This is a genomic window from Chloroflexia bacterium SDU3-3, from assembly GCA_009268125.1.
Taxonomy (GTDB): Bacteria; Chloroflexota; Chloroflexia; order Chloroflexales; family Roseiflexaceae; genus SDU3-3.
Map to the genome: position 1 here is coordinate 91241 of WBOU01000012.1, position 13865 is coordinate 105105.

At 63.6% G+C, this 13865-nt stretch carries 11 protein-coding genes and 1 pseudogene; 3 read left to right on the forward strand and 9 right to left on the reverse strand.

Annotated elements, in window-relative coordinates:
* The first annotated feature begins 372 nt into the window (after positions 1 to 372).
* A complete protein-coding gene (gene pyrF / locus F8S13_18950; protein ID KAB8141485.1) occupies positions 373 to 1191 on the forward strand; it encodes an orotidine-5'-phosphate decarboxylase in 819 nt (272 codons plus the stop codon).
* Positions 1192 to 1357: 166 nt separating this feature from the next.
* Complete coding sequence (smpB, locus tag F8S13_18955; GenBank protein KAB8141486.1) at positions 1358 to 1831, forward strand: SsrA-binding protein SmpB; 474 nt, start codon at positions 1358 to 1360, stop codon at positions 1829 to 1831.
* A 46-nt stretch (positions 1832 to 1877) separates the two neighbouring features.
* On the opposite strand, the gene F8S13_18960 is transcribed toward smpB, so the two are convergent.
* The gene (locus tag F8S13_18960) at positions 1878 to 2594 is read right to left on the reverse strand and encodes a response regulator transcription factor (protein KAB8141487.1); all 717 of its coding nucleotides are present in this window, start codon (positions 2592 to 2594) and stop codon (positions 1878 to 1880) included.
* 369 nt (positions 2595 to 2963) lie between these two features.
* Between F8S13_18960 and F8S13_18965 the strand changes: the two genes are divergently transcribed.
* Positions 2964 to 4166, forward strand: coding sequence for an ATP-dependent Clp protease ATP-binding subunit (locus F8S13_18965; protein ID KAB8141561.1), 1203 nt, complete (start codon positions 2964 to 2966; stop codon positions 4164 to 4166).
* A gap of 73 nt (positions 4167 to 4239) precedes the next feature.
* Here F8S13_18965 and F8S13_18970 read toward each other — a convergent pair whose 3' ends face one another.
* The 8 genes and pseudogenes from F8S13_18970 to F8S13_19005 form a co-directional block, all read right to left on the reverse strand.
* Entirely contained in the window at positions 4240 to 5046 is an 807-nt protein-coding gene (locus F8S13_18970; protein KAB8141488.1) for a ribokinase, read from the reverse strand.
* A gap of 69 nt (positions 5047 to 5115) precedes the next feature.
* Positions 5116 to 5811, reverse strand: a complete 696-nt coding sequence (locus F8S13_18975; protein KAB8141489.1) for a KH domain-containing protein — start codon at positions 5809 to 5811, stop codon at positions 5116 to 5118.
* 12 nt (positions 5812 to 5823) lie between these two features.
* Positions 5824 to 6846 (reverse strand): membrane protein insertase YidC, encoded by a 1023-nt coding sequence (locus F8S13_18980; protein KAB8141490.1) that lies wholly within the window; start codon positions 6844 to 6846, stop codon positions 5824 to 5826.
* A 16-nt stretch (positions 6847 to 6862) separates the two neighbouring features.
* Positions 6863 to 7219 (reverse strand): ribonuclease P protein component, encoded by a 357-nt coding sequence (gene rnpA / locus F8S13_18985; protein ID KAB8141491.1) that lies wholly within the window; start codon positions 7217 to 7219, stop codon positions 6863 to 6865.
* Positions 7220 to 7272: 53 nt separating this feature from the next.
* Positions 7273 to 7446, reverse strand: a complete 174-nt coding sequence (locus F8S13_18990; protein KAB8141492.1) for a 50S ribosomal protein L34 — start codon at positions 7444 to 7446, stop codon at positions 7273 to 7275.
* 349 nt (positions 7447 to 7795) lie between these two features.
* Complete coding sequence (locus F8S13_18995) at positions 7796 to 9253, reverse strand: 30S ribosomal protein S1 (GenBank protein ID KAB8141493.1); 1458 nt, start codon at positions 9251 to 9253, stop codon at positions 7796 to 7798.
* A gap of 157 nt (positions 9254 to 9410) precedes the next feature.
* Positions 9411 to 11488: pseudogene (locus tag F8S13_19000) on the reverse strand (magnesium chelatase subunit D family protein).
* Between the two features lie 268 nt (positions 11489 to 11756).
* Positions 11757 to 13541: a hypothetical protein gene (locus F8S13_19005; GenBank protein ID KAB8141494.1), complete on the reverse strand. Its 1785-nt coding sequence runs from the start codon at positions 13539 to 13541 to the stop codon at positions 11757 to 11759.
* Positions 13542 to 13865 lie beyond the last annotated feature (324 nt).

The following is a 13865-nucleotide window of genomic DNA, read 5'->3' on the forward strand; positions in this document are numbered from 1 at the left end:
CCTTTGATCGACATAATGAATGGCCTGCCAACGTTGTAAGTTCGCAAAGGTGTGCGAATGTGCAATTTACAAAAAGGGCTTTTTTTGCGCAACAAGATGGGGCTGAGAGCAGGTGACTCAAAGCCCCTGAGATTGCTCTCTGGATGGGACGCGAGCTTGGCACCCCGCTTGTTCGCAATAAACTATAACATTAGGAAGTAGTTAAAGTCAACCCTTTTTGACGCCATCTTAGGCCAGTATATCGAGATCTCTGGTACTAAAGTACTCAGGGCACGCGGTTCATCAGCCGTGCGTGATCGCATGATGTGCCGATCTGGCGGTTGACAAACCGCCGCTTTCCCCGTACCATCTCCAGCCTGAAAGGAGTCTCCCGTGAGCTTTCAGACACTGCTTGAGTCGGCATCCCGCCGCAGCCAGAGCCTGCTCTGCCTTGGCCTAGATCCCGATGTGGCCCGCCTGCCCCGCCAGTTTGCCACCCAGCCCGACCCCGTCTTCGCCTTCTGCGCCGCCATGATCGACGCCACCGCTGATCTGGTGTGTGTCTACAAACCTAACATCGCTTTTTTCGAGGCGCTCGGCCCCGGCGGTATGGAGACGCTGCACCGCGTGATCCAGCATGTCCCCAAGCATGTGCCGGTCATCCTGGATGCCAAGCGCGGCGACATCGGCTCGACGTCCGAGGCCTACGCCCGCGCCGCCTTCGAGCAGCTCGGCGCACACGCGGTTACGCTCAACCCCTACCTGGGCGGCGACGCGCTGGCCCCGTTCCTGGCCTACGCCGATCGCGGCTGCATTCTGCTCTGCAAGACATCCAACCCCGGCAGCGCCGACCTGCAAGATCTGCCGCTGGCTAGCGGCCAGCCGCTGTATATGGAGGTGGCCCGCCGCGCCCGCGACGACTGGAACGGCAACGCCAACGTCGGGCTGGTGGTGGGGGCCACCCACCCCGGCCAGCTGCGCGCCGTGCGCGAGCTGTGCCCCACCATGCTGCTGCTGCTCCCTGGCATTGGCGCGCAGGGCGGCGATCTGCAGGCCGCCGTCGCCGCCGCGGTGGATGCCCAGGGCGAGGGCATTATCATCAATGCCTCGCGCAGCATCCTCTACGCTTCGGCGGGCGACGACGCCGTGCCCGCCGCCCGCGCCGAGGCGCTGCGCCTGCGCGACGCGATCAACGCGGCCCGCGATAGCTAGGCGAGATCGTGCTTGAGAGGGTGGATTTTACCGCCCTGTCGGCTATAATATCTCCAAGCCGCTAGAAAGATCGATCACGCTCACACGATCTGGCGCTGCTTTTTTTGTGCGAAGTACCTGCTGCCGGGCGCGCTGCTGCGCCTGGCAGGGGCGAGCGAGGAGATATATGGCTGGGAAGCAGAGCGACGCGGTTGTTGCCGATAACCGTAAGGCACGGCACGACTACTTCATCGAGGAGAGCTACGAGGCTGGGCTGGCCCTCACCGGCAGCGAGATTAAGTCCGTGCGTGATGGCCGCATCAACATGCGCGGCGGCTATGCCCGCGTGCAAAATGGTGAGATCATCATGTACGATGTGCATATCTCGCCCTACGAGCAGTCGGGCATTTACTTCAACCACGAGCCGACCAGGGCGCGCAAGCTGCTGCTGCACCGCCGCGAGATCAGCCGGATCGCCGGGCTGGTCGATCGGCAGGGCTACACGCTGGTGCCGCTGCGCATCTACTTCAAAGGGCGCCGCGCCAAGCTTGAGCTGGGGGTCGCCAAGGGCAAGAAGCTCTACGACAAGCGTGAGGATATCGCCAACCGCGAGGCCAAGCGCGACATCGACCGCATGATGAAGGCGCGCCGCTACGAGTAGTGCCGCGCCTATCGAGACAGAGGGGGCCGCAAGGCCCCCTCTGTTGTTATGCGGCCTCCAGCGGGCGAACCGCAGGGGCGCTCTCCTCGAAGCGGTAGCCGATGCCTCGCACGGTGTGGATGAGCGCGGGCGTCGATGGGTCTTTCTCGATCTTCTCGCGCAACCAGCGGATGTGCACATCCACTGTGCGGTGCGACCCCACAAAGCGCTCGCCCCACACCTTCTCCAGCAGGATATCGCGCGAGAGCGCCACCCCCACATGGTGCATCAGGCAAGCCAGCAGGTCGAATTCCTTGTACGAGAGCGAGATCTCGCGATCGTCATACCACACGCGGCGGCTCTCGCGGTCGAGCCGCACCGGCCCCACCTGTAGCAGATCGGGCATGCTGGGCTGGGCGGCGCGTGCACTCCAGCGCAGCAGCGCGCGCACGCGGGCCAGCAGCTCGCCCAGGCTGAACGGCTTGGTGATATAGTCGTTGGCCCCCAGCTCCAGCCCTGCGATGATGTGCGCCTCGTCGTGTAGCGCGGTGACGATGATGATCGGGATGGTGGCCTCCTGGGTGAGGATGCGGCAGACCGAGAAGCCATCGAGGCCGGGAAGCATAATATCCAGCAGGATGAGATCCGGCTTATGGCGTCGTGCCAGATCAAGCCCCTGGATACCATCGGCGGCGACTAGCACCTGGTATCCGGCCTGCTCAAGGTTGTACTGGATGGTCTCTTGAAGGATCTGATCATCCTCCACCACGAGGATCATTGCCATAATCGCTTCGCTATGCTCTAGAGGAAGCGCAGCCATACTGCACTCTGCTGAGCGCCGATTGTAGGGGGCGTATGTTAAATCGATATTATTTGTCCGTTAAAGTTATCTGAACAGGGAATCGTCACGATCCTGTTTGCGTTCCGATACCATCTGGGCTTGACGTCAGAAAAAGCCGGTGGCTATAATAGAAGCGTCTTTCTAAATGTTATGTTAGGCGTTTGCCGATGAACGCCAGCGTGTTGCGAACGGCCATTGTCATTCTCGTCCTCGTGTTTTCAAACATGGGACAGCATCTCCGCCGCCATTGCAGACAGGCTGTATTCGCAGGACAATGGTAGCGAGGAAACCATGGATCCAATTCCGAGCGGTATGTCACTGGCGGTACGCGGGACCGCAAATCCCCTCGATGAGGTTGAGCGCAAGCTTCACAACGCGATTTTTGGGCAAGATCGCGCGATCGAGGCGCTTGTGCGTGTGCTGAATCGCGCCCGCTTTGGCTTCTCTGCCGGGAATGCGCGCCGCCCGCGGGCAACGCTGCTGTTCCTTGGCCCCACTGGCGTTGGCAAGACCGAGACCGCGCGGCGGCTGGCCCAGCTGCTGCGCCCCGATGGCGAGGCCTTCCTGAAGGTCGACTGCTCGCTGTTCAGCCAGGGCCACGAGGTATCGGCGCTCGTCGGTGCCCCGCCCTCATACGTTGGGCGCGATCAGAAGCCGCTGCTCAACCCCGATCTGATCGAGCAGGAAAACAGCGTGGTGCTCTTCGACGAGATCGAGAAGGGCCAGCCCGAGCTGTGGAACCTGCTGCTGCAGATCATGGAAGACGGCGAGATCCTGCTGCTGAACGGCGGGCGGCGGGTGTCGTTCCAGAACAGCATCGTCATCCTCACCACCAACGTTGGCGCGAAAGAGATGGTTGACTTCCTGGATCGGCGCACGATCGGCTTCCGCACAGCGAACAAGGATGTGGAGGCCACCGGCCAGCAGATCTACCAGATCGGCTTCGAGGCGCTGCAGAAGGTCTTCCAGCCCGAGTGGATCAACCGGCTCGATGAGATCATTGCCTTCCGCCCGCTCTCAAGCGACACGCTGCGCGCCGTGTTCGACCGCATGATCGACGAGGCCAACGAGCAGTATGCCCGCCACGGCGTGCAGATCGAGCTGACCCCGGCGGCCAAAGAGTACGTGCTGCACAAGGGCTTCGAGCCGCGATTTGGTGCGCGCCCGCTGCGCCAGCAGCTGCTCAAGCAGATCGAGGCCCCTCTGGCCGATCTGATGGCCTCGGGCGGCGTGCCCGAGGGCAGCCGAGTGCTGGTGTCGTACACTGGCGTGGATGAGCACGCGAAGGCGCTTGAGTTCTACTATGTGGATGCGCCCGAGCTGCTGGCCCAGGCCCAGGAGCTGCGTGCCGCCGAGGTTGGGCGGATGGGCAGCGGCACGAACGATATGCCCCAGCAGCCCAGCGTTGGCCTCTCGGCCGATCGGGGCAACTCGATCGAACACACGGCCAACCCGCTGGGCCGGGGCCCACGGCTGACGCCGGGCGGGCGGCGCAACAGCAGCGACCGCAGCTAGCCAGATGACCCTACCAACCAAGAAGGCCGCCCGATATACTCGGGCGGCCTTCTTGGTTTTTTGCGCGGCGCTGCTAGATGGACAGGCTGAGCAGCCCGCTTGCGCCGATAGCCTCGACGCTGGCCGCCGCGATCCGCGCCGCCTCGTGGGCGGCCTGGATTGGTGGCCTGCCAGCCTGGAGCGCGCAGAACAGCGTGGCCGCAAACACATCGCCCGCGCCGGTGGGGTCGCGCTCCTCGGCGGGGAAGGCGGCAATGTGCACCGGCTGGCCCTCTAGGAACAGCGTGGCACCTTGCGCGCCGTGCGTGAGCGCCACGATCGGGCACTCGGCGGCGTAGTCGGCTACCTGCTGCTCGTCGCCCTGCACATCCTCGATGCTCAGCACTAGGGCGTTGATGCGGCGCAGGAGCGTGGCCGAGGGACTCCAGGGCACGTAGCGGATAGCCGATGGCAGCGGCTGCTGCCAGGTGCGCATCCAGCCCTGCGGGGTGACGCCGAGGAAGGCGCTAGGGAAGCTGAGCGCCAGCGGCTCGGGCACCTCGGCCAGCACCGGGGCCAAGTGGATGATCGGCGCATCCTGCCAGGCGGTGGGCACATCGTGCGGCTGGATGGCCTGGGCCTCGGCGTGCAGCACCTGGCTGCGGCTGCCGCCCGTGTAGCGGTTCTCGAAGGTGGGCGCGGTGGGCGATGCGGTGTGGGCTACAGGGATGCTGCTGGGCCACGCGGCGGGCAGCGGGGCCGCTGCCGAGACCACCCCCACGGCCTTGCCCAGGCGGTGGGCGGTGAGCGCCGCGTAGAGCGAGGTTCCACCTGGGGCGGTGGAGCCATCGGGGAGCAGATCGCGGGTAAGGTGCCCGAGCAGAAGGTATTCAGGTGACATAAGCAAATAAAAACGGGGCGATCAGCCGAGTGTGGCCGTCTCCCCGTTTCCTTTCGTCGCGCGAAAGCGCTATTGCTGCTTGGCAGGGTAGATCACAACCTTGCGGTTCTCGCCCTCGCCAGCGCTCTGGGTATAGACGGACTGATCAGCGCGCAGCGCGAGGTGGACGATCCGTCGCTCGTATGCGCCCATTGGCTCAAGGGTCATTGGGCGACCGCTCTGGCGCACGCGCTCGGCCATGCGGCGGGCCAGGCCCTCCAGCGACTCTTGGCGGCGCTGGCGGTAGTTGCCCACATCCACCACGATCTGGGGCCACTTCTGCACGCGGCGGCTGACCAGCAGGTTGACCATGAACTGCAGCGAGCGCAGGGTCTCGCCGCGCCGCCCGATCAGCAGGCCCATGGCCTCCTCGTCGGCCCCCTCGACGTGCAGGGTGATGGTCTCCTCTGGCTCGCCCTTCTGTCCGGGCACGGTGCTGCGCACTGCGGTGACGTAGGCTTCGATATCCATCCGCTCGAACAGCGCCTCGAGGGTATGGCGGGCAATCTGGTCGACATCGCCGCTATCGGCAGGGGCGGGCGGGGCGGGGCGCGCCTCTTCCTCCTCCTCATCATCGATAGCGGTGACGCGAACCAGCGCCTCCTCCTCTTCGCTGCCCGCCTCAAGAACCTCGATAGCTACCTCGTCACGGTCCTTGCCGAGCTGGGCCAGCGCCAATTGGATCGCTTCGGCGACAGTGCGTGCGCTGATCTCAATACTCTTCATATATTCCTCTGGCTAGCGTCGGGCGTTACGTCGGCGTGGGTTGGGTTGCTGGCCGACGCGACGGCGAATATCAGCATTTGTGGTATCGGTCCCCTCATCGGAGAGAGGCGCCTCGGGTGTAGCTGCGGCGGTCGCCGCGATCGGCTGCTCGGCCAGCGGCGCGAGCACATCCCAGAAGCTGCGCTTGGGCAGATCGTCGGGGTCGATCGCCTGGATCGCCGCCACGTTGGCTGGCTCGTCGATGTGGGTGGTGACCGCCACAGGTGGCAGCAGGCCGCCCGTGGTGGGCAGGAACTTCAGGTAGTTGGCCAGCGAGCCCCACCCTGAGATAACGTAGGTCTGGATGATCGAGATGATGCTGCCGACCACCCAGTAGAGCACCGCGCCGCTTGGGAAGGTGAAGCCGATGTAGCCGAAAACGATAGGCATGATCAGCATCGACTGCATCATAGCCTTCTGCTGTGGGTCTTGGATGCGCGGGGTCGACATCAGCTGGACAATCAGCTGGAGCAGCACCGAGAGCACCGGCAGAATGAAGAGCGGGTCGGGGCGACCAAGATCGTGCAGCCACAGGAAGGATGTGTTCAGGTGGTTGGCATCGAGGCTGGCGGTCATCGTGGTGATGTTCGCCCCTGCGGCGCTGAGGCTGGTGAGCATGGCCCGCGCGCCCGCCTCGGAGGCCGGGGTCTGCGCCAGGTTGATCACGGCCTGGTAGACCGCGAAGAAGATCGGCAGCTGCAGAAACATCGGGAGGCAGCCGCCCGCAGGGTTGACCTTATTCTCGCGATAGAGCTTCAGCGTTTCTTCATTGAGGCGCTGCGGATCCTTGCCATACTTCCGCTGCAGCTCTTTCATCTGCGGCTGCAGCGCCTGCATTTTGCGCGATGAGAGCAGTGACGTGATCGTGAGCGGAAGGATGATCAGCCGGGCTAGGATCGTGAAGATGATCAACGCGATACCGGCATTGCCCGTCCAAGCCTGGAAGGTGAGAATGATCTGCTCAAGGATACCGACAAAAGTGCCCCACGGATTCATAGATGTGATACCTTGCCTAGCTGAGCTGTTGCGGATCGCGCAAGACCCCGGCACGCCCAAGCGCATGTTCGATAGAAGAGGAAAGCTGCTGAAACTCGATATCGGCGAGCAGGGGAGACCGTAGGATGAAGACGAGATCCCACCCTGGCGCTATCTGATGGTAGATGAGCCGAACAGCTTCGCGCATGCGGCGTTTCACGCGGTTGCGGGTGACAGCGATGCCAAGTTTTTTGCTTACAACAAAGCCGCAGCGCGTTGTGCGGCGACGATTGGCAACTGCCTGTAGGGTGAAGCGAGCGTCATCCCATTTTCGGCCATCGCGGCGCGCGCGCTGGAAGTGAGCTGGCTTGCGGAGGCGGTAGGCGCGCTTCATAGTGTGAGAGAAGTGATGCCCGGCGGGACTAGGTCCCTGCCGGGCATACGCGCCTAGCGATGGCCGCGGCGGTTGATGCGGCGCTCATCGCTCACGGTGAGCTTATACCGGCCCTGCAGCCGACGGCGCTTGAGTACCTTGCGCCCGTCGTGGCTCTTCATCCGCTCGAGGAAGCCGTGGGTACGGCGGCGGGGAATTCGCTTCGGCTGCCATGTTCGCTTCGTCATGTTTTTCTGCCTTGATGCTTTCTACAAACCCAAAAGGGCTCACGATCTCACAGAGCCTTGGCTATGTGGTTGCGTGGCCGCAGTAGCGCGATGTTCGCTTTCCCACACAGTAGCTTCGGCTATTATACTCAGGAATGACGGGCACTGTCAAATTAGATGCACACGAAGCCCAAGCGTGGCGCTTGCAGCCTATGCGTATCGCCATAAGGCCCGCTTATATGCGTAAAGAGTTTTCTCGCCGGTGTGCCGATCCGCCAGCGTGCCGCTGTAGCTGCCAGGTGGAATCCACGACACACGAGCGCCTGCCCACAGCGGGTGCTGGGGCAGGCACTACCGGGCCTCGAGAATCTTACTCGTCGTCGCCCATGTGCTGGAGCGTGCGGCGGATGGCGTCGCGCTGGCGGCGGGAGTTGCGGGTGGTGTCCTCCACCTCTTCCTCCTCCTCGTCGAAGCGGCGGCGGCGGTCGCCACGGCGGCTGGTGCCGCCGAACTTGGAGAGCAGATCCTCAAGCGTCGCGTTGACTGGCTCGGCCTCTTCGACCTCGTCGCCACCGCTCACATACGCCTCGCTCGTCGCACCGATCGGCTGCTGATCGGTGCGGTCGCGGCGGCGGACACGCTCCTGGCGCTCCTGGCGATCCTGCAGGCTCGGGAACTCGCGGCGGGCGCGGGGCTGCTCGGGGCGATCGGTGGCGGGCTGCTCCTCGCGGGGCTTGTCCTCAAGCACCATGCTCAGGCTGATGCGCTTCGAGTTGGGGTCCATCTCGAGCACGCGCACTGGCACCTTGTCGCCAACCTTGACCACATCCTCGACCTTGCCCACGCGGTTGTCCGAAAGCTCGGAGATGTGGACGAGGCCGTCGCGGCCCACGCCGATGTCCACAAAGGCACCGAACGGCGCGATGCCGCTGATCGTGCCCTCAAGGATCTGGCCCTTCTCGAGCTCCTGCAGGCGCTGGGCCCGTTGCGCGCGGCGCAGGCTCAGGCTGATGCGGGTGCCCTCGGCATCCACCTCAAGGATCTTGAAGGTGTAGCTCTGGCCCACCTGCACGGCATCCTCGGCCTTCTCGACGCGGCCCTCCGACAGCTCGGAGATATGGACCAGGCCATCCTTGCCCACGCCGATGTCGACGAACACGCCGAACGGCGCGATGCCCGTCACGGTGCCCTCGATGGTCTCGCCCACATGCATACCACCCAGGCGATCGCGGTCCAGGTCGGGCTTCTTGCGACCGCGGCGGCCCTGGCTATCGCTCGAGCGCATAGTCAGGCTGATCCGCCGACCATCTGGCTCGACGCTCTTGACACGCACCTTCACCGTATCGCCGATCTGCACCAGATCGCTCGGCGAGTCGATGCGCGTGTTGCTCATCTCCGAGATGTGGACGAGGCCGTCGCGGCCCACGCCAATATCGACGAAGATGCCATACATCGCGATCGAGGTGACGCGTCCCTCAAGCTCCATGCCGGCCTGAAGATCCTTCACGCGGCGCGGCTTGCTGCCCTCGGCCTCGGCGACAGGCGTGAAGCTTGCCTCCTCGGCCTCGCCAGCTGCGCTTGGCTCCTCTGCGGCATCGCCGACAGCGCGCTCGGCCTGCTCACCCGTGGTCGCCTCGAGCTGCCCGGTGGCGGACTCTACGCGCTCCACGTCGTCTGTGGAGGAGGAGGTGGCGACCTGCTCCGCCGTGTCGGCGTGCTCCTCCTGTGTTTGCTGAGCTGGTAGTTCCTGATCGGCAACAGCAATATTGCTGTCAATCAGCTTCTCCACCTCGTTGTGCTCCTCGACGGGGCGCTCCTGACTCGTCATGACCAACAGCCCTCCTGGTGGCTTGTCCAACTTAACCCTGCGGTTGCTGAATGATGAATGATATTATGATGGAGAAGTAGCCGCTTGCGTTGGCTACACATCACCACATTGATAGTGCGCTATGTTCAGATCCACCCGGATCTGGGCATAGTGTGGGCTAGCGTCGCAGCTCCGCCTTCACCAGCTCGACCAGGCCGCCCTCGCGGAGGTCGTCGAGCCGATAGTAGGAGCCTTTGAGATATTCTGCAAGTTTTCGAGCCAGCCCGCGCTCGAAGACTGGGTGCTCGGTGTCGATGACAACCGAGTAGATTTCCTGTGATGCGATGAACTTGGCCAGCTCGTATGCCTCGGTCTGCGGCGGCAGGTCGCCCATCGCCACGTTGGCCTGGCCATCGGTCAGCAGCACCATCAGCGGAAGCACCTCGGCATCCTGTCGCTTGGCCCGGGCCAGCAGCTCGTAGCCGAGCATCATCCCGCGCGAGAGCGGCGTCTTGCCGCCGGTGGGCATATCGCGAAGCTGCTTCTGGGCAAGCTCGACGCTGTTGGTGAGCGGCAGCAGGAGGGTGGCGTAGTCGCGCTGGAACGAGACAAGGCCAACCTGATCGCGCCGCTGGTAGGCATCGCGAAGGAGGGCAAGCACCGCCGCCTTGGTGGCGCGCATCCGCTCCTCGGCGGCCATGCTCCAGCTTGCGTCAACCACGAAGCAGACTGCGTTACGTGTCTTGCGGACCCTGACCTTCTGCCGCATATCGCTGCGGTGGAGGAGCACCTTGCGGGGCTTTGCCGCATCCTGGCCATCGGCCTCGGCGCGGCGCTGTCGCTGGTAGGGTGCCGCCTCGCGAAGGGTTGCGTCGAGCGCAAGATCGGTCACGGGGTTGGCGCGGCGGCTGGTGATGTATCGTCCCGATTTGCGGTTGGTGCGGGTGCGGGTCCGCTTTCCAGCGGCCTTGCGCAGCATCCGGTCGCGATCACTTTCCAGCCGCTTTGGCTGGTATGGGTTGTCTGGCGTGACATTCTTCTCGCCGCCGCCGGGGTTCTGCCCCGACTGTGCGCCATCCTGGGGTTTCCCCGCAGGCCCGCTGGCGACGGAAGCGCCCTCATCATTTGGCTCCTGGCTGCTCTCCTCGCTGGAGTCAGTTGGGCCTAGTTCCCCTTTTTTTTTACGCCCTCGGCAGAGGCACCGGCCTGGGCTTCAACTGCCTCGGCGGCTCGGTCGAGCACGGCGTTCATCCGCTCTTCATCGAGCTTGACCTCGGTGAAGGGCTGGCGGCGCATGCGGTGCGGCAGCGCTAGCTCGGCGGCGATGCGCAGATCTTCGCGCGAGATGGTGGTGCGCCCCGACCACGCGGCGTGGGTCTTCGCCGTCTCGAGGATGGCGAGATCGGCGCGGTGGCCATCGACCCCAAGCTCCAGTGCCAGCGCCGCGACGGCGGCCATGTCGCTGTGGGTTATCTTTACCGCAGGCACCAGGGCCTGTGCCGACAAGATCTTGTCGGCCAGCTGCTGCTCTTCGGCCTGCCAGGTCTCGCCGAAGGCCGCCGGGTCGCTGTCGAAGGCCATGCGGCGCTCGATCACCTCGACGCGGCCAATGATATCGGTGATACCGCTGATATCGACCACGAGTCCGAAGCGGTCGAGCAGCTGTGGCCGCAGCTCGCCTTCCTCGGGGTTCATGGTGCCCACCAGGATGAAGCGGGCCGGGTGCGTGATGCTGATGCCCTCGCGCTCGACGGTGTTCACGCCCATGGCGGCGGCGTCGAGCAGCACGTCGACGAGGTGGTCATCCAGGAGGTTGACCTCATCGACATAGAGCAGGCCGCGGTTCGCCTGGGCCAGCAGGCCGGGCTGGAAGCGCCGCAGGCCCTCGCTGATGGCATGCTCGAGGTCGAGCGAGCCGACCACGCGGTCCTCGGATGCGGCCACAGGCAGATCGACCAGCGGCGTGGGCCGCCAGGCGACCGGCAGCTCTTCGCCAGCCTCGTAGCGCGCGCGCACCTCGGCGGACATCTGGGTAATATTTGTCGGCGAGCTGTTGTACGGGTCATCTACCACCACATCAATCGGTGGCAGGAGCCGCGCAAGGCTTCGGACGGTGGTTGATTTTGCTGTTCCCTTTTCACCCCGGATGAGGACGCCGCCGACCCGCGGGTTGATAGCGTTGAGGATGAGTGCTCGCTTGAGGCGTTGCTGCCCCACAATGGCGCTGAAGGGATAGATTGGTCGTGCTATGGTCATTTGTTCCACACGCAGCAATAGCTTCTGGCTTCAGTGGGACCAGAAGGCGGGGCAACGCTGCCATTCCGGGGGTGTTCAGACTGGACAACCCACGCAGTCGATAACGACTTTTTCGCTTCTTCTCGTCTCAGACGTGGCTATTTTCGCACAAAGGTATGCAAAAGTCAAATCTTAGTTTCGTTCATTCGGCACAAAAAAGCGTTGGATACCCAACAAAACCGCCGCCCGTTAGGGGTCGGCGGTTTTGTTGGGTGTGAGTTATTTGTCCTTATTGTATGACAAGAGGGAGGAAAAGGCTTTGTTCTGAGCTAACTGGTATGGGTGCCGAAATATTTCCGGCACGATCTCGCAGCCAGATCATCTTCGGTGTGGGCTGTGATCTGACGATAAAAGTTGTCTGAAATGCCTTCCATTCGCTCACACTGCCATCGGCAAGGCCAAACTGCACGGCGTCGATGCCGCTGATCATGTCTTCGGCCTGGATCTGCAGCTGGTTTTGGGCCAGCGTGGCGCTGCCTGCTGGGGCGGTGTGATCAAGCATCACCTGGCGTGTGATGATTGGTAGATCGTAGCCCTGGGCGTCGCGAAGGGCGATATAGATGGTGTGCTGCCCATCGGCGTGGCTGCCGAGGGCATGCGTGTAGCTGCTGGCGGCTGCCTGCCAGGGGCTGTCGCCAAAGCTAAGCGTGTTGCTTGAGCGGATCTGGGTGCCTGGCTGGACCTGAAGATCAAGCGAGATATCGGATGTATTGTGGTAGGCGGAGCTTTCGATGCTGTAGGCTGGCTCGCTGCCAATGCCCTGGATGGATACGGCCTGGCTGATGATCGGCGATGCGATGCCCTGGCGGTTGATCGCGCGTAGCTCGATCTGCTGCACACCATCGTAGAGCGGCAGCTCGACGACGCTTGTTTCGTCGGCGCTATCAAAGGCCCCACCCGGCTGGGGCAGCGGGGTCCAGTCGCCGCCGTTGGTGCGGTACTCGATCCGGCTGATGGTGTTGATGCTGAGGCTGCGCTGCTGCATCGCAGGGAAGGGCTGGTCGGCGGCGTGGGCGGTGACCTCCGGTCGCATCCCTGGCCCGGTGGGCGGCAGGATGGTGGCGCTGAGCGTCGGCTGGGTGTCAAGCGGATCGGGGATATGGTCGCCGTCGCTGTCGCGGTATCCCACCTGCCCGAGTGCCGCGCTGTCGATCGCGCCGATGGGGTAGGCCTTCACAGGGTCGAGCATGATCGATGGCTCGCTGGTGCCGCATTGATTATACTGGCTGTTGGTGCTGGCAACCCCCAGGTAGCCTCCGCGGGTAGCGCATGGCACATTGGCCGACTCATATTGGTCGAGCGCGCCAAAGATATGCCCTAGCTCGTGGCTGATAACCACTGGCAGCCGCTCGAACCCATAGCTGCTTGCGTCGGATGTGAACACCATGAAGGGGCCGCCGACATAGGCATAGGCAAAATAGTTGTCGCTAAAGCGCCCGTCTGGATCGTTTGCACTATTAATGACGAAGATCGTCGTCGCCCAATCGGTGTGCAGCTGGCTACGGATGGCATTATCGGCGGCGTAGGCCTGCTCGAAGTGGTCGCTGCCGCTGAAGCCAAGCGCGTCGAGGGCCTCGCTGGCCCACAGGTGCTCCTCGGCCAGCCCGTGGCTGATCGGCTCGTAGCCGGTGGCGGCGGCCTGGCTCACCAGGGTGAAGCTGGCGTGCGCGTTGGGCACCCGCGCCTCCCACCAGTCGAGCGCGGCCCGCACCTGGCGCTCGACCCCGGCGCGCTGCTCGGCGCTCCAATTTTCGGTGGATGGCTCTTTGCTGCCGTCGCTCTCGACAAAGACCAGACGTACGGCGATGCTGCCTGCCAGAAAGGCGCTGGGCGGGAGATCGGATGCGCCGTCCGCGATGGTGGCCCGGCTGCTGGCCGATGCTGGCGGCGGGGTGAGCGCATCGTGGGCGGGCGGTTCGGGGTCGGCGAGGGGCGGCGCGGCGCTGGTGAGCTGCGCGCCCATAGCGATGCTCAGCATCGCGCCGATGGCTGCGATAGCGGCTATTTTTCTCATAGCATGGTGCCAGTGTGTTATTGTGGCTGATAGGTAGGTTGGGCACACTGGGAGTGGTGCCTGACAAGGGTAACAGTACTCGCTTTTGACGGCTTTTGTTACGGGTGAATGGTCCCGTCACGGCTGGGATTCTCGGCCTTGGCAAGCGGGCTGGGGCTAGGCGCAAGGTACTAGAGGGGAGGGCTTGATCGGCGGTGGCGATGTGCGATTCTGCCCTTCTGGAAGCTATGTGAGAGCTTTTGACAGGACTGCGAGATACTTTGAAGCCTAGGCTATGCTAGGATGAGAATACGCGTTGTTCCCGTACTAGGCTGATTGTCTATC